At 53.4% G+C, this 22,520-nt stretch carries 20 protein-coding genes; 1 reads left to right on the forward strand and 19 read right to left on the reverse strand.

All coding sequences use genetic code 11. The features are described from left to right. Positions 1-14: 14 nt before the first annotated feature. Genes ACWIKB_RS16095 through ACWIKB_RS16110 form a run of 4 tightly spaced genes read right to left on the reverse strand, consistent with a single transcriptional unit; the run spans position 15 to position 6,362 of the window. Positions 15-1,058 (reverse strand): glycosyltransferase, encoded by a 1,044-nt coding sequence (locus tag ACWIKB_RS16095; RefSeq protein ID WP_475268076.1) that lies wholly within the window; start codon positions 1,056-1,058, stop codon positions 15-17. Then, entirely contained in the window at positions 1,058-2,002 is a 945-nt protein-coding gene (locus ACWIKB_RS16100) for an NAD-dependent epimerase/dehydratase family protein (RefSeq protein ID WP_475268077.1), read from the reverse strand. The genes ACWIKB_RS16095 and ACWIKB_RS16100 overlap by 1 nt, the downstream gene beginning before the upstream one ends. Beyond that, positions 1,999-5,487: a glycosyltransferase gene (locus tag ACWIKB_RS16105; protein WP_475268079.1), complete on the reverse strand. Its 3,489-nt coding sequence runs from the start codon at positions 5,485-5,487 to the stop codon at positions 1,999-2,001. Before ACWIKB_RS16105 ends, ACWIKB_RS16100 begins: the two co-directional genes overlap by 4 nt. A gap of 44 nt (positions 5,488-5,531) precedes the next feature. After that, complete coding sequence (locus ACWIKB_RS16110) at positions 5,532-6,362, reverse strand: ABC transporter permease (protein ID WP_475268080.1); 831 nt, start codon at positions 6,360-6,362, stop codon at positions 5,532-5,534. A gap of 86 nt (positions 6,363-6,448) precedes the next feature. Here ACWIKB_RS16110 and ACWIKB_RS16115 point away from each other — a divergent pair, with 86 nt between their 5' ends. Further along, positions 6,449-6,601: a hypothetical protein gene (locus ACWIKB_RS16115; protein WP_475268082.1), complete on the forward strand. Its 153-nt coding sequence runs from the start codon at positions 6,449-6,451 to the stop codon at positions 6,599-6,601. Positions 6,602-6,747: 146 nt separating this feature from the next. On the opposite strand, the gene ACWIKB_RS16120 is transcribed toward ACWIKB_RS16115, so the two are convergent. The 15 genes from ACWIKB_RS16120 to serC all read right to left on the reverse strand — a co-directional run bounded on the left by ACWIKB_RS16120 (position 6,748) and on the right by serC (position 22,430). Further along, on the reverse strand, positions 6,748-7,755 hold the full coding sequence (locus ACWIKB_RS16120; protein ID WP_475268083.1) for a glycosyltransferase family 2 protein: 1,008 nt from the start codon (positions 7,753-7,755) through the stop codon (positions 6,748-6,750). A gap of 408 nt (positions 7,756-8,163) precedes the next feature. Beyond that, positions 8,164-9,126, reverse strand: coding sequence for a UDP-glucose 4-epimerase family protein (locus ACWIKB_RS16125; RefSeq protein ID WP_475268084.1), 963 nt, complete (start codon positions 9,124-9,126; stop codon positions 8,164-8,166). Beyond that, the gene (locus ACWIKB_RS16130; RefSeq protein ID WP_475268085.1) at positions 9,123-10,046 is read right to left on the reverse strand and encodes a glycosyltransferase; all 924 of its coding nucleotides are present in this window, start codon (positions 10,044-10,046) and stop codon (positions 9,123-9,125) included. Before ACWIKB_RS16130 ends, ACWIKB_RS16125 begins: the two co-directional genes overlap by 4 nt. Positions 10,047-10,100: 54 nt before the next feature. Beyond that, entirely contained in the window at positions 10,101-10,991 is an 891-nt protein-coding gene (rfbA, locus tag ACWIKB_RS16135) for a glucose-1-phosphate thymidylyltransferase RfbA (protein ID WP_475268086.1), read from the reverse strand. Then, entirely contained in the window at positions 10,988-11,881 is an 894-nt protein-coding gene (rfbD, locus tag ACWIKB_RS16140) for a dTDP-4-dehydrorhamnose reductase (protein WP_475268088.1), read from the reverse strand. Before rfbD ends, rfbA begins: the two co-directional genes overlap by 4 nt. Continuing rightward, on the reverse strand, positions 11,878-12,954 hold the full coding sequence (gene rfbB / locus ACWIKB_RS16145; RefSeq protein WP_475268089.1) for a dTDP-glucose 4,6-dehydratase: 1,077 nt from the start codon (positions 12,952-12,954) through the stop codon (positions 11,878-11,880). Before rfbB ends, rfbD begins: the two co-directional genes overlap by 4 nt. Before the next feature lie 230 nt (positions 12,955-13,184). Then, complete coding sequence (locus tag ACWIKB_RS16150) at positions 13,185-13,424, reverse strand: LapA family protein (protein WP_475268090.1); 240 nt, start codon at positions 13,422-13,424, stop codon at positions 13,185-13,187. A gap of 11 nt (positions 13,425-13,435) precedes the next feature. Continuing rightward, a complete protein-coding gene (ihfB, locus tag ACWIKB_RS16155; RefSeq protein WP_475268091.1) occupies positions 13,436-13,744 on the reverse strand; it encodes an integration host factor subunit beta in 309 nt (102 codons plus the stop codon). 151 nt (positions 13,745-13,895) lie between these two features. Continuing rightward, positions 13,896-14,174: a hypothetical protein gene (locus ACWIKB_RS16160; RefSeq protein ID WP_475268092.1), complete on the reverse strand. Its 279-nt coding sequence runs from the start codon at positions 14,172-14,174 to the stop codon at positions 13,896-13,898. Positions 14,175-14,390: 216 nt separating this feature from the next. Then, positions 14,391-16,085, reverse strand: a complete 1,695-nt coding sequence (rpsA, locus tag ACWIKB_RS16165) for a 30S ribosomal protein S1 (RefSeq protein ID WP_213939899.1) — start codon at positions 16,083-16,085, stop codon at positions 14,391-14,393. Between the two features lie 120 nt (positions 16,086-16,205). Beyond that, on the reverse strand, positions 16,206-16,895 hold the full coding sequence (gene cmk, locus ACWIKB_RS16170) for a (d)CMP kinase (RefSeq protein WP_054051914.1): 690 nt from the start codon (positions 16,893-16,895) through the stop codon (positions 16,206-16,208). Beyond that, positions 16,892-19,099, reverse strand: coding sequence for a bifunctional prephenate dehydrogenase/3-phosphoshikimate 1-carboxyvinyltransferase (locus ACWIKB_RS16175; RefSeq protein WP_475268243.1), 2,208 nt, complete (start codon positions 19,097-19,099; stop codon positions 16,892-16,894). Before ACWIKB_RS16175 ends, cmk begins: the two co-directional genes overlap by 4 nt. Positions 19,100-19,127: 28 nt before the next feature. Beyond that, a complete protein-coding gene (gene hisC / locus ACWIKB_RS16180; protein WP_401328531.1) occupies positions 19,128-20,240 on the reverse strand; it encodes a histidinol-phosphate transaminase in 1,113 nt (370 codons plus the stop codon). A 10-nt stretch (positions 20,241-20,250) separates the two neighbouring features. Next, positions 20,251-21,345 (reverse strand): prephenate dehydratase, encoded by a 1,095-nt coding sequence (gene pheA / locus ACWIKB_RS16185; protein ID WP_028620536.1) that lies wholly within the window; start codon positions 21,343-21,345, stop codon positions 20,251-20,253. Then, positions 21,345-22,430, reverse strand: a complete 1,086-nt coding sequence (gene serC / locus ACWIKB_RS16190; protein WP_475268093.1) for a 3-phosphoserine/phosphohydroxythreonine transaminase — start codon at positions 22,428-22,430, stop codon at positions 21,345-21,347. The genes pheA and serC overlap by 1 nt, the downstream gene beginning before the upstream one ends. Positions 22,431-22,520 lie beyond the last annotated feature (90 nt).

Below are 22,520 nucleotides of genomic sequence, written 5' to 3' on the forward strand. Positions count from 1 at the left end.
CGCACGTTTCCGATTTACGCTTTCATATATTGCTTCAGCCAAATCTTCAACAGCGCTAATAGCGATATTCGCCTAACATCAGGAGCAGACCCGGTAGCAGCCACAATCGGCTCACTTACCACATGCGCGATGAACCCAGCACGCAATTCTGCATTGTCTAGCAGCAAAAGCTCCGGTTCAAGCACGCCTTGGGTTTCCTGTGCGCGCACAAACTGCAAAATCATCCAATAAACTTTATCATTACCCTGCAGATTCACGGAGTTATGCACACGATGTACATCAGAGAGCCAGCTCTCGGTTCCCGCTCCAGCGTACAGACGACGGCCTTCGAAGCGACGCATGCCCGTAGCCATTACCCAACAAATCTCAAATAACATCCATGCGCGATTTGACGAGATAGTGTTACTTCCATGAATACGATATTGCATAAGCGCTTCAGGCAGCACAATACACTTAGCTACATCCACGGCCCGAAACATGAAATCCCAATCATGGGCAAATCTGAGATTGCGCATCCCACCGATATCATCGTAAAGCTTGCGAGTAAAAACGATATTGCTAGTGGTTGATACAAAATTGGACACCAACAAATTCAAAGCAAAATCATTAGTGGCTGAAAACGATTCCTCGACATTCGGCACCGTCCAAGGCAGCATATTTTGCCATGCCTGTTTCACGCCTAACGGTTTGCCTTCAGCATTTATAACTTCGATCCAGGTACTCACCAGCTCTGCATTGTTTTGCTGAAGCGCCTCAATACATCGCCGCAACCTGTCTGAATGAAATATATCATCAGAGTTTAGGATAGCCAGGTACTCTCCCTTTGCGAGCTCTAGCCCACGATTAATAGCGTTGTGGGCACCCGCATTCGCCTGCTCGACAAGTATAAATCTTGGATCGTTGATTTGGCGCAAATAAGTCAAAGACTCATCTGTTGAGCCATCATCAATAACAATCAGCTCAAGATCACGCTCACTCTGATTCAAAACGCTTTCAACAGCTTTCTCAATATAATGGCGATGATTATAGCTAGGAATTACTACTGAAATCTTGGTCATCAAATACGACTCAGGTGGTTCTGAACCCAACCCCAACTGCCGGGCAAACCAGCCGCCAAGGTAATAGGTGAAAAATTAATGCAACGACTTAGCTTTTTAATATCAAGCACATTATAAGCAACATCAATCGCACGAGCGTCCCTTCTCTCTAATTGCAAGTCAAACCCGGCCTGCTTGACGATTGGCAGAATATGCTCTTGAACAAGTTCCAGAACAGAAGTCCCTACGCCACTGCCTATATTATAAACTTCGCCAACTTGACCATCATTGAGAAGACCTGCAATTGCGTAGGCGATATCATCGACATGTACGTAATCTCGTACCGCACCACCATCACCAAAAATTGTTATGGATTTCCCTTGCACCGCGGATGCGAAGGCCGTTGCCACCAGCCCTTGTCCTTTAAAAGGTATTTGACCAGGCCCATATGCATTTGCGGGGCGCACTACAACACCTGGTAATCCACGCTGCCTGCTATACAAGTGAACCATATGCTCAATACAAAGCTTGGATGTTCCGTAAAGAGAAATGGGAAGCGGTGCCGCATCTTCCTTTAACGGTTTCCTGGAAGCCGGATTGCCGTAAACGGTGCCACCAGAAGATACAAAAACAAACTTTTCGACCTCTGCGAAAATACACTCCTCCATCAGCTGTATAGCCGGAGCAATATTTCGCTGATACTCGATAGCCATATCGCAAAGTTGATTCAACTGCAAACTGTCGTGGGCCAAATGAACTACTGCATTGGCACCAATCAAAACCTTTCGCAGGAACTCACGATTACCATAATCACCATAATGAATATCAATACTTGGATCAATAGGCAGCGTATCGACGTTAATATTTCGGGACAGCATGACAACCTTGCTGCCGCTATTTAACAAATAACGCGCAACATGTTGACCGATAAATCCGCTACCGCCGACCAAGACTACTTTTTTCATGACGCAGACTCAACGTAAGCGAGACTCGCCTGATTAAAGCAATCAACGTATTGCTGTGCAATTTTAGCGCTGGAGAACCGATGCAAAATCGCATCTTCGAAACCCAATAGCGCCCCCCTGTAATGCGGCAGTAAAGCCAACCACTCCGAATACACAATGTTGCGCAGATCCCCATGGAGCTCCACGGGAACAGTGCGTCCGCCGGTATAATCCTCCAGGACACTCTGAATATCTCCGGTGTCCGTAGCGAAAACGGGAACCGCAAAATTCAGAACTTCGATCATCGCAATTGGAAGACCTTCGTATGCCGAAGTGATAATCAACCCTTCGGTAACACTTGCAAGCTCAAGAGTGTTTTCGACGTATGGGATGCGCAAAACATTATCTAGCGCTTCTTTCTGTATGAAATCGACGCACTCTTTTGCCAGTTCGCCATCACCTACTAGCACATAACACTCGTCGATATAATCCTTGCGCGACAAAGCAATTTTTAGAAACTCAAGCGGACGCTTCTGAGCCGTCAACCGCCCAACAAATGTAAAAAGCTTTCTACTTGCCGGCAGGCCCAACTTTTGCCGGATGGCATCAGACGAACTGCGAGAAGCTTTAAAATCAATAATTCGCTTAATATCGACAGCCGAATAAATCAGGTCGACTTTATTAGCCGGAAGATTCAAATCCCCAATAAAACGCTGACGAATTTTCTGATTGACAGCAATAAATCGATCAAAGGAGCGGATACCAGGCTCATGGTATCGATTTATCCACCCTTCCTTGGCGTCATAGACCTCTTGATCGATGATTGGGACATCGCAAAAAAGCGCTCGCAGGTTTAACGCATTGTCACAGAGCCAAGGTGATCCATTGCAAATCCAAACCAAATCCGGCGACAACCAGTTTTTTAGACGCAACAGAATGCGGAGATATTCGGAGTGAGGTGCAATTTCCGACATTTCTATTACGCGCGCGCCCGCATCCTGGAACTGGCTGGCCAAACTTCCCTGCTCTTGACGCAAGCGCTCCATCGTGACGATGACAAAATCATAAGAGTCCTTGAGCCGTCGTATAATTTCGACTGTATTTCGCTCTACTCCACCCACCGCGACAAATACCGGAAAAACAAAAACAATTGGTCGATTTTTTATGGTTTTAATCAACAAAGGCGCAGAAAGACCGACAACCCGAGGCCTGAACTGACTGGTTTGAAACCAGGAATTGTGTTCAATGAAAACCACGTCTCTATTCAGGAGTACAGAGACGGATGAGCTTTTCCGCGCGTTGACTTGCTTGCATTCAGTTCGATACAGTTTTCCGCAAAACTCTATGTTTTTGAGGTCCTGTCGAAACACATCGCTACATACGGTTTCAGAAAAAACCATTTGATTGCGCTGATCGCTGTAAATGACATTCCCGTCATTGCTCAACCCATAGGAAATCAGCACTACATCGCAGCTGTTTTCTACCAGTGCGAGCCAAGCACCGATCAGATGATCTCTGTGCGGAAAGTCGGCAAGACTACTGGGCCAGAAGTAACAAAAATTCTGTTCGGGAGTTTCGTCGTCTACCTGATCAACAGACAACTGCCCGTCGCGCTCCAACCAGGACACCGGTGCATTTGCCCCCATGATCCCTTTGAAACGCTCAATAATCTGCTGGGATTGCGTGCCATCACGATCAACCACCAGGCGCAATGAAACACGCGAGGCGGATGCAGGAAGACTTGCCGCCTTTACTTGCGGCGCAGCAGTGCGTCTCTTCATAGCATCATGCAAACGCCTGAAAAGATAGCGCGGATCTCTCGCTAAATAGTAAAGCGCGCGACCCGCCTGTCGTTGGAGGCGAACCCGCTTGTTGTTATCGGCACTTGGCTGTTTAGACATCGAAAAGAGCATCTCAAGCTCATCAAAAGCCCAGCGCTGCACCAGAGGCTGAAACAGCTCCGAGACTTCACGACTGATATGTGCGGCGAGAAGATTTGAAGTCAGGCTGGCGTCGAAGTTTAGGGAGTCCACCTTATTTTTTTTGAGCTGCTCCCAATAGCCATCCCATACTTGGCCAAAATGGCGTGACATAGCCAAAGATAGAACCTGTTCACTGCCCGCAATCCTCTGCAAAACACCGTATTCGTACATGGCGCGAAACAGCGTCGTATAGATGAAACTTAAATAAGCACCAAGTACCCTTTTACCTTTTTTACCACCATTCTCGATTAATTTTTCCAGGAAATTACAACGTTCGACAAGCCCATCAAGCCGCACTTGCCATTCGGCTTGACTGACGCTTTGGCGGTCAGTCTTCGACTTATTGAACGCCAATTCCAGAGTATCAATTCCAAGAATCCTACCGACCCCTGGATGAGCATCCCTGAACACTACCGCCATGCGTCCAGAACAAATCTGACGCTTGCAGAACCCTTCGACAACGTAGGGGTGATAGTGATCGCCTTTTGCGCTAGTACTGTAATAAATCTTCATACCCTGCAGAGATAGTCGATATCCCAATTCGATATCTTCAAAACCGTACTGATCGAAGCGACCATCAAAGATAGTTTCTTGACTGGCAACAAGCTCTCTGTCGATGCAAATGTTACACGTATAAAAATGTCTGAAATCTACAAAAGATTCATCAGGTAGCCGATTATAACTAAACTGCTCATTTCCGATTTCGGTAATGTGCTCCATCAAATGATTGACAGTCAGATCCGAAGCCCAATCAACTATGCCCAATGTTGCGACATTTCGACCTAATCGCTTTGCCAGACTGGCATGGACGTTCAACAGATTCGGAGCGGGGAAAATATCATCACCAATAATAAGCAGACGTTCGCCCGATGCGGCACGTATCGCTGCGTTTCTCGCTTTTGAAGCGCCACCGTGATCGTTTTTTAGAACCCTAATTGGGAGATCGGAAATCTGCTCTAGAAATTCCACACTCCCATCCTCCGACCCATCGTCAGAGAAAATAATCTCATATGGAAAATCCGTATGCCGATCAACAATACGCCATGCGTCAATAACGATGGGCAAAAGCCGCAACCTGTTATAGGTCGGGATGATGACGCTGATATAGGGAGCAGATATCGACGAGGACTGTGGATGTTGCAGCCCCAATGAATCACTGTTTTTTTGATCAGCAAGATGCTTGGCGTTTATCCAATCCAGATCCAGCGAAGGATTAAGATGACGACCTTCATGACGCCCATGCAACCAATAGTGCACTAGCGGAGGAACGTCCAAAGCGGCTACATCTGGATAACGGGTGAGGTAGTAAGTACCGTCAAACTCCGCGCAGGGATCACGCATCTCTCTCCAGCCGATGCTCAAGTAATGACGCAGCGGATCCACGCCCGCTGACGCCACATCGGTATTTTGCGTCAGATACCAAGGTGCGTCGAAGAGAGAGCTTGTCTCCAACGCAGCTTGCCATCGTCGCTGCTCCATTTTTTTACCCAGTCTGGTAGGGAGCGCTTTGAAGAGTCGTTTCATGGCATGTTCTCTACGAATGCATTTATCAAGCGGCTTGCCCATCCTTAAAGGACGTCGGCAAAACCTTTGCGAGTTTTTTGAAACCACCAAAAGCCCGCCCAAGCGACGACGATGCTCAACAAATAGTAACTAGCCAATGGAACTATCGAAGGTAGTGTCCCCCAGATCAAGACACCACGGGAGGTTTCGATAATGAATGTCAAGGGATTCAAATAAAGAAGGTGCCGATACTGTTCGGAGATAGCCGTCATTGGATAAAACATCGGCGACAAAAACATCAGGACGGTGGTGATAATGCCCGTGAGCTGGGAAATATCACGAAAATAAACTCCGGTAGCCGCGAGGAACCAGGAAAATCCCATCGTGAGTAACACAAGGGGAAATATGACAATCGGAAACAATACAGCGGTCCAGGGAATCGAGCCCTTGAGTAGTAGCTCTGCCACCAATAAAACGAACCAGCTGATTGCAGTGTGAAACAGAGCTGCCCCCATCGAAATCCAGGGCAGGATCTCTAGTGGAAAAATGATTTTTTTGACGTAATTCGGATTGCCGACAATTTGCGTAGGAGCCCGATTGAAGCATTCGGCGAATAGTCCATGCACAATCATTCCCGAAAAAATAATGATTGCGAACTCACCCGTATCATGAGTTTCGGTATTGCCCCATCGGGACTTGAAAATCACTCCAAAAATAAATGTGTAAACAACCAAGAGTAGAATCGGGTTGAAAAAGGACCAAGCCAAGCCCATGACTGAACCGCGATACCTGCCGATGACCTCTCGGACTGTCATTTTCTTGATAATGGATCGACGCTCCCAAAAGGTGCGGACCATATCGAACATGCTGGAGGGTGAAGGTGTATGGGGGTTCATTAGCGAATCCGAGGAAAAGCGAGGTTTGAAATGAAGAACATCATCAGTGACGCCCAGCGATGCGCCGGATCAGTGAGCCGCCGCGCATGAATGACCGCAAAGGTTCTTCTCTGTACGTCCTGGCGGCAAAGAAAATGGGTATTCGCTCGCACCAGATCTCTGAAAACAAAAAAGGCACAGGAAAAAATCGGATCTATACCTTGGTTCCTGTTGGCTTTCACCGCTTAAAAGCCAGATAGCTGCAGTTTCGGACTTGAGCGCTCTTACGCAAAACCGGCAACGACATCGAAATCTTCTCCATTACTGAACGATTGCACTCTTGAGTGGTACGCATATGACACCCAGGCCCGACCGGTCCTGATAGCTAATAAGCCCCGCACACCTTTCAAATTCCGTTGAAAATCGCCGCGAGGATCAGGCCAAGATTACCCAAAACAGTCTGCCTGTAGACTCCCGACCGTTTCAACCACAGAAAACGCCTCATACCTCGATGCCTCCTCGCCTCTTTGAAGCTATTCAATATGCTACGATTTTCTTCGCTCAATCGATAGTCGATCGACTCCAGAGCACGGATATTCGATTGATTCCAGCTTCGGAAACGTCCTTCGAAAACCATACGAAGCCGATTAATCCTTGAGGACAGGCTGGAGTTCGAACCGACTATATTATCATCATGTTGTCGGTAAAGGATCGTGGGGGCAGCGTCATAAAAAACGCGACCACCCGCGCCGGTAACCACCAGATACGCCCACCAGTCGTGGGAGACGATGGGTAGCTCCTTGCCCGCCTCTCGAATAAGATCGCAGGCAGCATGGTTGAACACCATCGTATTGCCTCCGCCAATACTCTGCACCAATGCGTTGGAGAAAGTGGCTGGGCGGCTAAACAAAGGAGAAAACCCAATCGACTGGCAGCTTTCATTGATCAACTCGGTTCTGCCACAGTAGAGCGCGGGTACATCTTCGGATATGGTCTGTAGCCAATCGAGGGCGGTCTGGATTTTGTGGTCGCGCCAGATATCATCTTGATCCGCCCATGCGTAAAAGTCAGACTCAACCTCGGCCTGACAAGTGAGCGACATGAAATTCGCGGCAAAACCTCGCTTGGGGCCTGAAAAAACTGTCAGTTTCTCCTCTCCCCATTTGGCCCTGTAGTCCTGAAGAATGTCTAGAGTAGCATCACTGGAACCGTCATCAGAGACTGCGACAATCCAAGCCGAATGAGTCTGGCGCCCGATGGAATCCAGCTGCTCCTTCAAAAACCGTTCACCGTTGTAGGTACAGATGAGTACTGACACCAACGGAATTCGCAAAGACGACCCATCTAAAGAAGCATCGATGCTGACGGACCCAGAGCTCGACTTCTGCTGGACAGATAAAAAAGGGTCTACCACCGAGCACTCCATCGCATATTAAATAAAATAAATACTGTATTCATTCACTACACGGACGCAGCAGAAGGAGTACACAAGCCTTTAGGCTCCTGCTTATTAGCCCAGATTGCACAAAATCTGCGTTCTAACGAAAAAAGCTTTGCAATTGATAACTCGATGATATCACCTACTCTGACTGCATTGAATTTGAGCATAAGCAAACCTACAGGAAGCCCAGAATGCAATTTCGATAGCCTTAGCAGTATAGGGTATCAAGCGCCTCACATTGGCAAAATGGGTAGCAATCGGTCTGATACTCATATCGAAATCAACAGCCTGCGATCCGCCTTAACTCTCGACAACGAGACCAATAGAACGCTGGCTTTCTTTCATACGCGACATACTGGCGGTAACTCATCAACGGACCACTCAGCGAGTTTTATGTTGCATAAAATGATTGGCTGTCGCGCTCAGCGCCTGGTCTACGCTTTCCGGAGGCGACCATCCCAATACTCTACAGGTTTTCTGGATATCAACTTGAAGTGACCCACATAGCCGCTGCGCCATCGCAGGCTTGCGCAAAACGAATGTGCCTAGCCTTAAAAGCCAGGGCGAAACATACAGCAAACGTGACCTGACATGCATGGCTGCCGCCATGCGGCGAAGCAATTGAGTAGTGCTCAAGTCCTCCCCATCACTCACCAAAAAGGTATTACCCGCAGCAGCTGGATGAGTCATGCAAAGCTCGATCAGATCCACAAGGTTGCCGATCGAGACCAGGCTTCGCTGATTGCCAAGCCCTCCCAACGGCAAAGGGACACCACTCGCCACCCATCGCATCATGCTCTGAAAGTTGGCTTTCACGCCCGCCCCATAAACAAGAGGAGGCCGGATAATGACAATTTCCATTCCCGTATCCAAACCGATCTTCTGAAGCGCTTGTTCCGCCTCCAGCTTCGAGACGCCATACGGATCAACCGGTGCTGGGAGATCGTCAGCCATATAGCGAATCCCGTTGACGGTAGCTTCACCATTTACCTTGATCGAGCTAAGGAAGATAAATCGTTTCACGCCAGATTCGGCCGCGTGTTGCGCGAGCCTGACAGTACCTTGCACGTTCACCTGTCGGTATTCTGTCAAAGCGTCCACCGCCACCTCACTCATCACATGGACCCGCGCAGCCGCATGCACAACCACGCCGACTTCAGTAAGTGCGGGTAAGGCGCGTGAATCGTTGAGATCAAACCGAACAACGGGACACAACCCTTGGAGTCGCGTAACGCCTCGAACTGCAGCAATCGGCACAAACTTCTTACCCAGAAGAAGCCTGAATACCAATGCTTCACCTACAAATCCGCTCGCGCCTGTCACAAATACTTTAGGGCCCGTCATTCAGTCTTTCTTCCAAAAATTGCAGCAGCCCAACAGACGAAAAAGAAAAAAATCTTATCCCGGACGCGACGTCGGCAACTCCAAGCACTGAAGGATAATTTGATCAAATGCCCGAACCGAAAACCCAACCAGGGCTTTACAAAAGAGTCATTCTTCAACCCCACCAGAAACGTAATGAGCTGCACCTGACTGAACCACCAGCCTTCATGAATGGCTTTGTAGCGAACTACCAATGAGCTCAAGCCTTTGTTCGCTCCCACCTGATTACGCTCATGCTGCCGATAATTCATGGAGGGTTCAGGGTCGATATACCAACGGTAGCCATGACTACGGGCGAAAGCGTAGCAATACCAGTCATGCAAGCTGACATCTTGCAATTGTCGCCAATTGGCGAGCATGGAAGTCTTGAGCGCATCTACCAATTTTTTGCTCATCACGTAAGTACAGCCAGGACCCGCGGCTTCGAACAAAAAGTCCCAAGCAACCTGAGGCTGTGCCTTATCCAAAAGGTGTGTACTGCCATCCTGCCAGAATGCGGTTACATTGCTGGAATAAGCATCTGTGTGACCGGCTCGAATAGTCCGTGTCGCGCGTAGGAGTTTGTCCGGGTGCCAAACATCATCCTGATCAGCAAAGGCGATGTAGTCGTAGCCCTCAAAATCGACATCACGCATGAGTCGAAAGAAGTTACGGGACGCACCGCCGAAGCTCCCGGCAGCTGGCAACACTACTACTTCGGAGTGCTGAATGGAGTAAGCCGTGCACCAAGCCTCGGTGCCATCAGTTGAGGGATCGATACTTATATGAACGGTTACATCGACGGCTGACTGATCAAGGATCGAAGCCAACTGCTCCTCGATCCATCGCATGCCGTTGAAGGCGGCCAGCAAAACGGCAACCCTGGGATGTTTTACTGACATGCCATTCCTGCTATACGGGTCGAGCGTCGCCGCTCACAAAGTTGCGCAGTCGCCTTAACTGGAAGGCGAATCCAGCAGCTTTTGCAGGTACTGGCCATAACCGGTTTTCTTCAACGCATCAGCTTGAGCGCCCAACTGCTCGGCAGTGATCCAGCCGTTGTGGTAGGCGATCTCTTCCAGGCAGGCCACCTTCAGGCCTTGGCGCTGCTCGATGGTATGCACGAAGTGACTGGCTTCTAGCAGCGAATCATGGGTACCGGTATCCAGCCAGGCAAAGCCGCGGCCGAGCATTTCAACGCTCAGCGTCTTGCGGTCGAGGTATGCACGGTTAACGTCGGTAATTTCCAGCTCTCCACGCTCGGAAGGCTTGATGCTCTTGGCGATCTCGACAACGTCGTTGTCGTAGAAATACAGACCGGTCACCGCGTAGTTGGACTTGGGTTTCAGCGGTTTCTCTTCGATGCTGAGAGCACGGCCAGTAGCGTCGAATTCAACCACGCCAAAACGCTCGGGATCAGAGACGTGATAGCCAAATACCGTCGCTCCGCTCTGCTGATTGGTCGCCGAACGCAAGTTATCCGAAAAGTGCTGACCATAGAAGATGTTGTCGCCCAGGATCAGGCAGCAAGGATCCTTGCCGATAAACTCTTCCCCGATGATAAACGCTTGGGCCAGACCGTCCGGGCTAGGCTGTTCGGCATAAGTCAGCTTGATGCCATACAGGCTGCCATCGCCCAACAATTTACGGAAACACGGCAAGTCTTCAGGCGTGGAGATAATCAGGATTTCTCGCATGCCTGCCAGCATCAGCACCGACAGCGGATAGAAGATCATCGGCTTGTCGTAGATCGGCAGCATCTGCTTGGACACGCCGAGGGTCAACGGATGCAGGCGCGTGCCCGAGCCACCAGCGAGGATGATGCCTTTACGATTTGTCGTGGTCATTTGTTCAGAACTTCCCTAAGCATTCGGGTTACACCACTTTGCCAATCCGGCAAGTGTAGAGAAAAATTGTCGCGTAGCTTCTGAGTATTCAAACGTGAGTTCAGAGGTCGGCGTGCAGGTGTTGGGTAGGCAGTCGTTTCGATCGGATTTACCGCCGTTACGGCAAGCTGCTCACCATTAGCCTGGGCAAATTCGATCACATGACTGGCATATCCATGCCAGGACACTTCCCCGCTGGCAGCCAGGTGATAAAGACCCGTCAGTTCGGGGCGCTGCATGACCTGCTGAATGGCCAACGCAGTCACGTCGGCAATCAGGTCTGCACCCGTCGGGGCTCCGATCTGGTCCGCAATGACGCTCAAGGTTTCGCGATCCTTGGCCAGACGCAGCATGGTCTTGGCGAAATTGTTACCGCGAGCGCCATAGACCCAACTGGTGCGGAAGATCAGGTATTTGCAGCCCGAAGCGATAATCGCCTGTTCGCCGGCCAGCTTACTGGCGCCGTAATGATTCACTGGTGCGACTGCATCAGTCTCTTGCCATGGCATAGAACCCTGGCCACTGAAGACATAGTCGGTCGAGTAGTGAATCAGCCAGGCGCCCAGGGACGCGACCTCTTCTGCCATGACCAGGCTTGCCTGACCGTTCACGCGGTCGGCCAGCTCGGTTTCAGACTCGGCCTTATCGACAGCGGTGTAGGCCGCGGCGTTGACGATGACGTCGGGCCTTACCTGACGGATTGTCGTACGCAATGCATCCAGGTCAGATAAATCACCACACAAACCACCGATCGCATGACGATCCAGCGCAATCAACTCACCAAGGGGCGCTAGGGAGCGCTGTAGCTCCCAGCCCACCTGACCGTTTTTTCCCAGTAAAAGGATTTTCATGCCTTACTCGAGCGATCCGCGTAGTTTTGGTCGATCCACTGCTGATAGCTACCGCTCTTAACGTGAGTCACCCACTCAGTGTTGTTCAGATACCACTCAACAGTTTTGCGAATACCGGTTTCGAAAGTCTCTTCCGGCGTCCAGCCCAGCTCGCGCTGGATTTTGCTGGCATCGATCGCATAACGCTGGTCGTGGCCCGGCCGATCCTGAACGTAAGTGATCAGGCTGGCGTGAGGACGATGTGCGGAATCCGGACGCAATTCATCGAGCAACGCGCACAGCGTGTGTACAACTTCGATGTTTTGCTTTTCGTTATGGCCACCGATGTTGTATGTCTCGCCGATAACGCCTTCGGTCACGACCTTGTACAGAGCACGAGCGTGATCTTCGACATAGAGCCAGTCACGAACTTGGTTACCCTTGCCGTAGACCGGCAGCGGCTTGCCTTCCAGCGCATTGAGAATGATCAGAGGGATCAGCTTCTCAGGGAAGTGGCACGGGCCGTAGTTGTTCGAGCAGTTCGTGACCAGGGTCGGCAGACCGTAAGTACGGCTCCAGGCGCGAACCAGGTGATCGGAACTCGCCTTGCTCGCCGAGTACGGCGAGCTTGGTTGATACGGGGTGGTTTCGGTGAAGAGATCCTCCGGGCCTTCAAGGTCTCCGTAGACTTCATCGGTGGAAATATGATGGAAGCGGAAGTTGGCTTTGCGTCCGTCATCCAGTGCAGCCCAATAATGGCGTGCAGCTTCCAGCAGGGTGTAAGTACCGATGATGTTGGTCTGGATGAATTCAGACGGGCCAGAGATCGAGCGATCAACGTGGGACTCTGCGGCCAGGTGCATGATGGCATCTGGTTGGTGTTCACGCAGGACACGGTCGATTTGATCGCGATCACAAATGTCGACGCGTTCAAACACATAGCGCGAGTTTTGGCTAACTTCGGCCAACGACTCAAGATTACCGGCGTAAGTCAGCTTATCGACGTTAACCACAGAGTCGGCAGTGTTGGAGATGATATGACGGATGACTGCCGAGCCGATGAACCCGGCGCCGCCGGTTACTAGAATTTTCACGCGAAACTACACCCTTTGAGTTGCTGACAGGGCCGGCAACCGAGCGCTGTCTAATCCATGAATGCAGAAGCCGTCATCTAAGCTGAGGCTTCTGACAGAGTCAGTCTGAACCGATGTGGGAATATGCCACTATCGGACAAGCACAGCATTTTACAGCTTAATGACTATTTTACTAATGGATATAGACAAGCTGTGGCGCGCATTGGACATACACCCTGTATTTGTCGCAATCAAACAAGGCGTTTACGAGAGGCTCTTGATGCACGCCCCAGAGCCCAACCCAGAATCGGCCCAATCAGCATTCCGATCAGCAACGCCAGCACCATAACCACTGATACCGGTAATTCTGGACCTGCCCAGCCAAGGAACAGCAGTGAAACCGATTGCTGATTTTCAAGTACAAATGCCAGAACCGCCAGAATCAGCAACAGCACTACGAAACCAAGGAGTACGCGCTTGAGGTTACGCATGCATCGATCCTTTAGCCATGAAGGTCAAAACCTTCCTCCTCTTCCTCGTTCACCCGATCACGCAACTCCTTGCCCGGCTTGAAATGCGGAACAAATTTACCGTCAAGGCTAACGGACTGACCGGTTTTCGGATTACGGCCTACACGCGGTGCGCGGTAGTGCAGAGAGAAACTGCCAAAACCACGGATCTCGATACGATCCCCGGTGGCCAGACATTGGGACATTTGCTCAAGCATGGTCTTGATGGCCAGCTCCACATCCTTGGATGAGAGCAGCCCTTGATGGGTGACAATTCGTTCGATCAACTCCGACTTCGTCATATTTTTCCCTTCTTTTTCAAGCAGCTAGATCAGCGCTTCAAAGGTTTTAGCATGCCCGGAGGAATTTGAACAGTCCGAGTATTGACATATATTTACCAAGGATGTGCCGCCCAATGATGGAGCACCACAACACGACAATATCGTTACGCTCTCACCGACAAATAACCAACATGGTGCGCGTTACCAGCCCCGCCGGATTGAAGCCGAATGGAAAGTCATCCTCGTCCTTGGCCTCATCCGATCTGGCGATAACTTTGTAACCGCTCCCCCTACACTCCCTATCGGCTCGCTTGCGGCACTTCTCCCAACCAGAACCCAGACCCGAACAATCGACCTCGATCCCACTGACGCCGCGCACAACATGAGTCTTGGCGTTGGTGGTACAGCCTGCCAGTGTCAGTAACACTACTGCGACAATGAGCCTATTCATTCACTTCCTTATGTCGGACACTCGGCCCGACTGTCGTTCGCACATGGCGTAAGCCTAGCTGCAAATAAACGATTGATCCTGTTAAAGAAAGAGACAGCAGGTGACAGGGATTGGTTTCACCAGCGCAGGTTTTAGAACAACGCTCGTAGGACTCACTAAATCGCAGGCACAAAAAAGGGCGACCGAAGTCGCCCTTTTTCTATGGTCTGACAGAACTTAGTTCTGTTTTTCCATTTGTGCACGCAACAGGTCGCCCAGAGTGGTAGGACCAGCAGCAGGAGCATCCGAAGCTGGCTTGTCGCGCAGGCTCTGGATTGCTTCTTTCTCTTCTTCAACGTCTTTCGACTTGATGGAGAGCTGGATTACGCGGCTCTTACGGTCAACGCTGATGATCTTGGCTTCTACTTCTTCGCCTTCTTTCAGAACGTTGCGCGCGTCTTCAACGCGGTCACGGCTGATTTCGGAGGCTTTCAGAGTCGCTTCGATATCGTCGGCCAGAGTGATGATGGCGCCTTTAGCGTCAACTTCTTTCACGATGCCTTTAACGATTGCGCCTTTGTCGTTCTCTTGAACGTACTCGGAGAACGGATCGCTTTCCAGTTGCTTGATGCCCAGGGAGATGCGCTCGCGCTCTGGGTCAACCGACAGGATAACGGTGTCCAGCTCGTCGCCCTTCTTGAAGCGGCGAACGGCTTCTTCGCCCACTTCGTTCCAGGAGATGTCGGACAGGTGAACCAGACCGTCGATGCCGCCGTCCAGACCAATGAAGATACCGAAATCGGTGATCGACTTGATGGTGCCGGAGATTTTATCGCCCTTGTTGAACTGGCCAGAGAAATCTTCCCATGGGTTAGATTTGCACTGCTTGATGCCGAGGGAGATACGACGACGCTCTTCGTCGATGTCCAGAACCATAACTTCCACTTCGTCGCCGACTTGTACGACTTTCGAAGGGTGGATGTTCTTGTTGGTCCAGTCCATTTCGGAAACGTGTACCAGACCTTCAACGCCTTCTTCCAGCTCAGCGAAGCAGCCGTAGTCGGTCAGGTTGGTTACACGAGCGGTAACGCGAGTGCTTTCTGGGTAACGGGCTTTGATAGCAACCCATGGATCTTCGCCCAGTTGCTTCAGGCCCAGGGAAACACGATTGCGTTCGCGATCGTACTTCAGAACCTTGACATCGATCTCGTCGCCAACGTTGACGATTTCGGAAGGATGCTTGATACGCTTCCAAGCCATGTCGGTAATGTGCAGCAGGCCATCGACGCCACCCAGATCGACGAATGCGCCGTAATCGGTGAGGTTTTTGACGATACCTTTGACTTGTTGACCTTCCTGCAGGGATTCCAGCAGAGCTTCACGCTCAGCGGAGTTCTCGGCTTCGAGGACACTACGACGGGAAACGACAACGTTGTTGCGTTTCTGGTCGAGTTTGATGACCTTGAATTCCAGCTCTTTGCCTTCCAGGTGCGTGGTGTCGCGCACTGGACGAACGTCAACCAGAGAACCTGGCAGGAACGCACGGATGCCGTTAACGTCGACAGTGAAGCCGCCTTTAACCTTACCGTTGATAACGCCCTTGACCACTTCTTCGGCTGCGAAGGCTGCTTCCAGAACAATCCAGCATTCAGCGCGCTTGGCTTTTTCACGGGACAGCTTGGTTTCACCAAAGCCGTCTTCAACCGAGTCCAGAGCAACGTGAACTTCGTCACCGACGTTGATAGTCAGTTCGCCAGCATCGTTGTAGAACTGCTCAAGCGGGATGAGTGCTTCAGACTTCAGGCCAGCGTGAACGGTTACCCAGCGAGCTTGGTAATCGATATCAACGATAACACCGGTGATGATGGAGCCTGCCTGAAGGTTCAGGGTTTTTAGGCTTTCTTCAAAGAGTTCCGCAAAGCTTTCGCTCATTTTAATTCCTGTTGAATAAGGGCGAAGGATACGCCCATCTCCACATCCCAGACGACGTGGGTTACGTTCATTAGAAGAAGCAGCGCAAGACTATGACTGGTCCCCTGCGAAGCTTCTTGGTCACCCGGCGATATCGCGAATGGCGATCTCGCTCATGATGCGTTCCAGCACCTGATCGATGGATAATTCCGTGGAATCCAGCTGTATGGCGTCAGCCGCCGGTTTGAGCGGGGCTACCGCTCGCTGGGTGTCACGCTCATCGCGGACACGTATCTCATCTAGCAGACTCGACAGACTAACACCATCGACTTTGCCCTTCAACTGCAAGTATCGACGGCGCGCACGCTCCTCGGCACTGGCAGTGAGGAATATCTTCAGCGGTGCGTCGGGAAATACCACCGTGCCCATGTCGCGACCATCGGCCACCAGGCCCGGCGGCTCCTGAAATGCCCGCTGGCGCTGCAGCAGCGCATCGCGCACCGCCGGCAGCGCAGCGACCTGAGAAGCCCAGGCACCGACTTGCTCGTTGCGCAGATCGTCAGTGACATCGTCACCTTCGAGAATGATTCGCTGCGGATGACCTTCGGTCGCGCCGACGAACTGCACGTCCAGATGAGCGGCCAACAGTTTCAGCGACTCTTCATTGGTCAGATCGACGCCATGGTTACGCGCCGCGAACGCCAGCAGACGATACAGCGCACCGGAATCCAGCAGACACCAGCCCAGACGCTTGGCCAGAATCCCGGCAATAGTGCCCTTGCCCGAACCGCTGGGACCGTCGATGGTGATGACCGGTGGCTTGATAATCACGACTGAGCCTCTTGTGCAACACGGATACCGACCTGCGCGCACAGCGCAAGGAAATTCGGGAACGAGGTCGCGACGTTGGCACAGTCATGGATGCGAATCGGTGCCGTGGCGCGCAGCGAAGCCACGCTGAAGGCCATCGCAATCCGGTGATCGCCGTGACCATGCACTTCGCCGCCGCCGATCAGGCCGCCGTCGATGATGATGCCATCCGGGGTCGGCTCGCACTTGACGCCCAGCGCCAGCAGGCCATCGGCCATGACCTGGATCCGGTCCGACTCCTTGACTCGCAGCTCTTCGGCGCCGCGCAGCACGGTGCGCCCTTCGGCACAGGCCGCCGCCACGAACAACACCGGGAACTCGTCGATGGCCAGTGGGACCAGCGCCTCGGGAATCTCGATACCTTTGAGTTTAGCTGCCCGCACGCGCAGATCAGCCACCGGTTCGCCGCCTACTTCACGCTGGTTTTCCAGGGTGATGTCGGCGCCCATCAGGCGCAGGATATCGATTACGCCAGTGCGGGTCGGGTTGATGCCGACGTGCTCGAGCACCAGCTCCGAACCTTCGGCAATCGATGCAGCCACCAGGAAGAACGCCGACGACGAGATGTCCCCCGGTACTTCAATGTGGGTGGCGGTCAGCTTATGGCCGGACTCGACCGACGCCGTTGCACCGTTAACGGTGACCGGGTAGCCAAAGCCACGCAGCATGCGCTCGGTGTGGTCACGGGTCGGTGCTGGCTCGGTAACAGTGGTCTTGCCTTCAGCGTACAGACCCGCCAGCAGCAGGCAGGATTTAACCTGGGCGCTGGCCATTGGCATGGTGTAAGTCAGGCCTTTGAGCTTGTTGCCGCCACGAATGGTCATCGGTGGACGACCTTCTGCGGCCGTCTCGATCACAGCACCCATTTCCCGCAGCGGGTTGGCCACGCGATTCATCGGGCGCTTGGACAGCGAAGCATCACCGGTCAGAGTGCTGTCGAAGTTCTGCGCCGCCAACAGGCCGGACAGCAGGCGCATCGACGTGCCGGAGTTGCCCAGATAGATCGGACCTGGCGCAGGCTTCAGGCCATGCAGGCCGACGCCGTGGATGGTCACGCGACCGTGGTGCGGACCTTCGATCACGACGCCCATGTCGCGGAAGGCTTGCAAGGTCGCCAGGGCATCTTCGCCCTCGAGGAAACCTTCCACTTCGGTGGTGCCTTCAGCCAGGGAGCCGAGCATGATCGAACGGTGGGAAATCGATTTGTCGCCCGGTACACGAATCCGCCCAGTCAGGCGGCCACCAGGTTGTGCCAGGAAAATCAGGTCGTTGGAGTTCATAGCGTCCACATAAGCCCGGCGGGCCAGGATTTTACTGAAATGTTCGCGGGCAACCCGGGCGCGCGTAAACACGCCCAACAATTGGTGCCCATCCCCTGCATCGACCGCGTCGCGCAAGGCGTCGAGGTCGCTGCGAAATGTATCGAGTGTGCGCAGGACAGCTTCGCGGTTGGCGAGGAAGATGTCGTGCCACATGACCGGGTCGCTACCCGCAATTCTTGTGAAATCGCGAAAACCGCCCGCAGCGTAACGGAAGATCTCAAGATTTTCATTGCGCTTGGCCAACGAGTCGACCAAACCGAACGCCAGCAAGTGCGGCAAATGGCTGGTTGCCGCCAACACTTCGTCGTGGCGCTCGACCTGCATGTGCTCGACATCGGCGCCCAAAGCGCGCCACAGACGGTCGACCACAGCCAGGGCTGCCGGATCGGTTTGATCCAGCGGCGTCAAAATCACTTTATGGCGACGGAACAGCTCGGCATTGGAGGCTTCAACCCCGCTCTGCTCGGAACCGGCAATCGGATGGCCCGGCACGAAACGCGCCGGCATGCCGCCGAACGCTTCGGAGGCCGCGCGCACCACATTGCCTTTGGCGCTGCCGACGTCGGTCAGGATCGCTTGACCCAGATCCATGCCGGCCAAACGGGCAAGCATTTTTTCCATGGCGAGGATCGGCACGGCCAGCTGGATCACGTCAGCGCCCTGGCATGCAGCCACCAGGTCGTCTTCGCAACGATCCACCACGCCCAGCTCTACCGCCAGTTTGCGCGACTGCGGATCGAGATCGACCCCGACCACTTCGCGGCACAGGCCGCTTTCACGCAAACCCTTGGCAAACGAACCACCGATCAACCCCAGACCGACCACCACCAGGCGCCCGATCATAGGTTCAGCAGATTGCAATGCAGTGACATCAACCACGAGCCAGAACCTTGGTCAGCGCCTCAAGGAAGCGACTGTTCTCAGCCGGCAGACCGATGGTGATGCGCAGGTGGTTCGGCATGCCGTAGTTGGCCACCGGACGCACGATCACGCCTTCGCGCAGCAAACCCTGGAAGACCGGTGCAGCGACCTGACCCAGATCGACGCAGATAAAGTTGCCCTTGGACGGAATCCAGCTCAACCCCAACTCGCGGAAACCCGCTTGCAGTTGCAGCATGCCGGCCTCGTTCAAGCGACGGCTTTCGGCCAGGTATTCGGCATCCTGCAGGGCTGCGCACGCCGCGGCCAAGGCCAGGCTGTTGACGTTGAATGGCTGACGTACGCGATTCAGCACATCGGCGACCACGGCGGTCGACAAGCCATAACCGACTCGCAATGCCGCCAGACCGTACGCCTTGGAGAACGTGCGCGAAACCAGAAGGTTCGGATAAGCGGCGAGGAAATCGAGGCCATCCGGCAAGTCACTGCCTTCGGCGTATTCGATGTAGGCCTCATCCAGCACCACCAGCACATGGGCCGGTACGTCCTGCAGGAACTCGTCCAGCGCTTCGGCGCCGAACCAGGTCCCGGTCGGGTTGTTCGGGTTAGCGATGAACACCACGCGGGTGTCGGCATCGATCGCGGCCAGCATCGCCGGCAGATCATGGCCCCAGTCTTTGGCAGGAATAACCCGCGCCTCAGCACCTACGGCCTGAGTCACGATTGGATAGACCGCGAACGCATGCTCGCTGAACACCGCATTCAGACCAGGCGCCAGATACGCGCGAGCGACCAGCTCCAGAATGTCATTGGAACCATTGCCCAACGTCACTTGATTGAGCTCGACGCGGCACTGTTCGGCCAACAGCGTCTTCAGCGCAAAACCATTGCCATCGGGATAACGGGTCAGCTCGGCCAATTCTTCACGAATCGCGGCCAATGCCTTGGGACTAGCACCCAACGGGTTTTCATTGCTGGCCAGTTTGACGATTTTGGCCGGATCGATGTCCAGCTCGCGCGCCAGTTCGTCCACAGGCTTGCCCGGAACGTACGGCGAAAGTTGTTGCACGCCCGGCTGTGCCAGAGCGAGGAAGTCACCACTCATTTGCTACCCCTTAGAGAACTGCTTTCGGGTAGGAACCCAGCACTTTGAGTGCTACTGCTTCCTGACTGATCTTTTCCAGCACGCCTTTGATCAATGGATCGCGGTGATGGCCGACGAAGTCGATGAAAAACACGTAGGTCCATTTACCGCTGCGCGACGGACGGGTCTCGATCCGTGTCAGATCGATGCCATTGTCGTGGAACGGCACCAGCAACTCGTGCAGTGCGCCGGGCTTGTTGCTCATGGAGACGATGATCGAGGTCTTGTCGTCGCCGGTCGGCGGCACTTCCTGGCTGCCGATCATCAGGAAGCGCGTGGAGTTATCCGGGCGATCTTCGATTTTCTCGGCGAGACGGGTCAGCCCGTACAAACCTGCAGCCATGTCACCGGCAATCGCCGCCGAGTTCCACTCACCCTTGACCCGCTTGGCCGCTTCGGCGTTGCTGGACACCGCCACGCGCTCGACATTCGGGTAATGGGCGTCCAGCCACTTGCGGCACTGGGCCAGCGACTGGGCGTGGGAATAGATGCGGCTGATGCTATCGGTCTTGGTGTTTTCGCCGACCAACAGGTGATGGTGGATCCGCAGCTCGACTTCGCCACAGATCACCATGTCGTGTTCCAGGAAGCTGTCGAGGGTGTGGTTGACCGCGCCTTCGGTGGAGTTTTCCACCGGGACCACACCAAAATTCACCGCGCCAGCCGCCACTTCGCGGAACACTTCGTCGATCGCCGCCATTGGCTTGCTGATCACCGCGTGGCCGAAATGCTTCATGGCCGCAGCCTGGGTGAAGGTGCCTTCAGGGCCGAGGTACGCCACTTTCAGCGGCTGCTCTAGGGCCAGGCACGAAGACATGATTTCGCGGAACAGCCGCGCCATCTCTTCATTGCCCAGCGGCCCCTGATTACGCTCCATCACGCGCTTGAGCACCTGAGCTTCGCGCTCAGGACGATAGAACACTGGCACTTCGCCTTCGGCCAGCGAGGCCATCTTTACTCGCGCAACTTCCTGGGCGCAGCGTGCACGCTCGCTGATCAGCTCCAGGACCTTGGTGTCCAGGGCGTCAATGCGAACGCGCAGTGCCTTGAGTTCTTGCTCAGACATTAGCCGTGTTCCTTCTCGAACTCTGCCATGTACGAAATCAGTGCGTTGACTGCAACGATGTCGACGGCGTTATAGATGGAGGCGCGCATGCCGCCCACCGAACGGTGGCCTTTGAGGTTCAGCAGGCCGCGTTCGTCGGCGCCGGCCAGGAATGGCTTGTCCAGGCGATCGTCGGCCAGGCGGAACGGCACGTTCATCCACGAGCGATCCGACTTGTTGATCGGGTTGCTGTACAGGCCGCTGGCGTCGATGAAATCGTACAGCGTGCGCTGTTTGACTTCATTGAGCTTGCCGATAGCCTCAACACCACCCTGCTCTTTCAGCCACTCGAATACCAGACCCGACAAGTACCAGGCCAGGGTCGGCGGCGTGTTGTACATCGAGCCGTTATCGGCCGCGACCTTGTAGTTGAGCATGGTCGGGCACAAGGAACGGGCGTGACCGAGCAGGTCTTCACGAACGATGTTCACCACAATGCCGCTCGGGCCGATGTTTTTCTGGGCGCCGGCGTAGATCATGCCGAAACGCGAGATATCCACTGGACGCGAGAGAATGTCCGAAGACATGTCGGCCACCAGCGGCACATCACCGGTTTCCGGGATCCAGTTGAATTCCAGGCCGCCGATGGTTTCGTTTGGCGCGTAGTGAACGTAGGCCGCGTCTTTCGACAGGCTCCATTCGTTTTGGCCGGGAATAGCGAAATAGTCGTAAGGCTTGGCGGTCGCAGCGACATTGACGTTGCCGTAGCGCGAAGCTTCTTCGATGGCTTTCTGCGACCAGATACCGGTGTCGATGTAGTCGGCCGAGCCGCCTTCAGGCAACAGGTTCAGCGGAATCTGGGCAAATTGCTGGCTGGCGCCGCCCTGCAGGAACAGCACTTTATAGTTCGAAGGGATATTCAGCAGATCACGTAGATCCTGCTCGGCCTTAGTGGCGATGGACACGAACTCATCACTGCGATGGCTCATTTCCATGACCGACAGGCCCTTGCCGTGCCAATCGAGGAGTTCACCCTGAGCGCGCTTCAGGACAGCTTCAGGAAGCGCCGCAGGACCGGCACAGAAGTTATAGGCTCTCTTGCTCACATCCAATCTCGCTCTGATTTGGTGGTATCACGCAGTAAATCTGAAAATTCAAAAATCCTGTAGGGGTCGTAGGAGCCGTAGGAGCTGTCG

The organism is Pseudomonas sp. 5Vm1k, assembly GCF_056161485.1.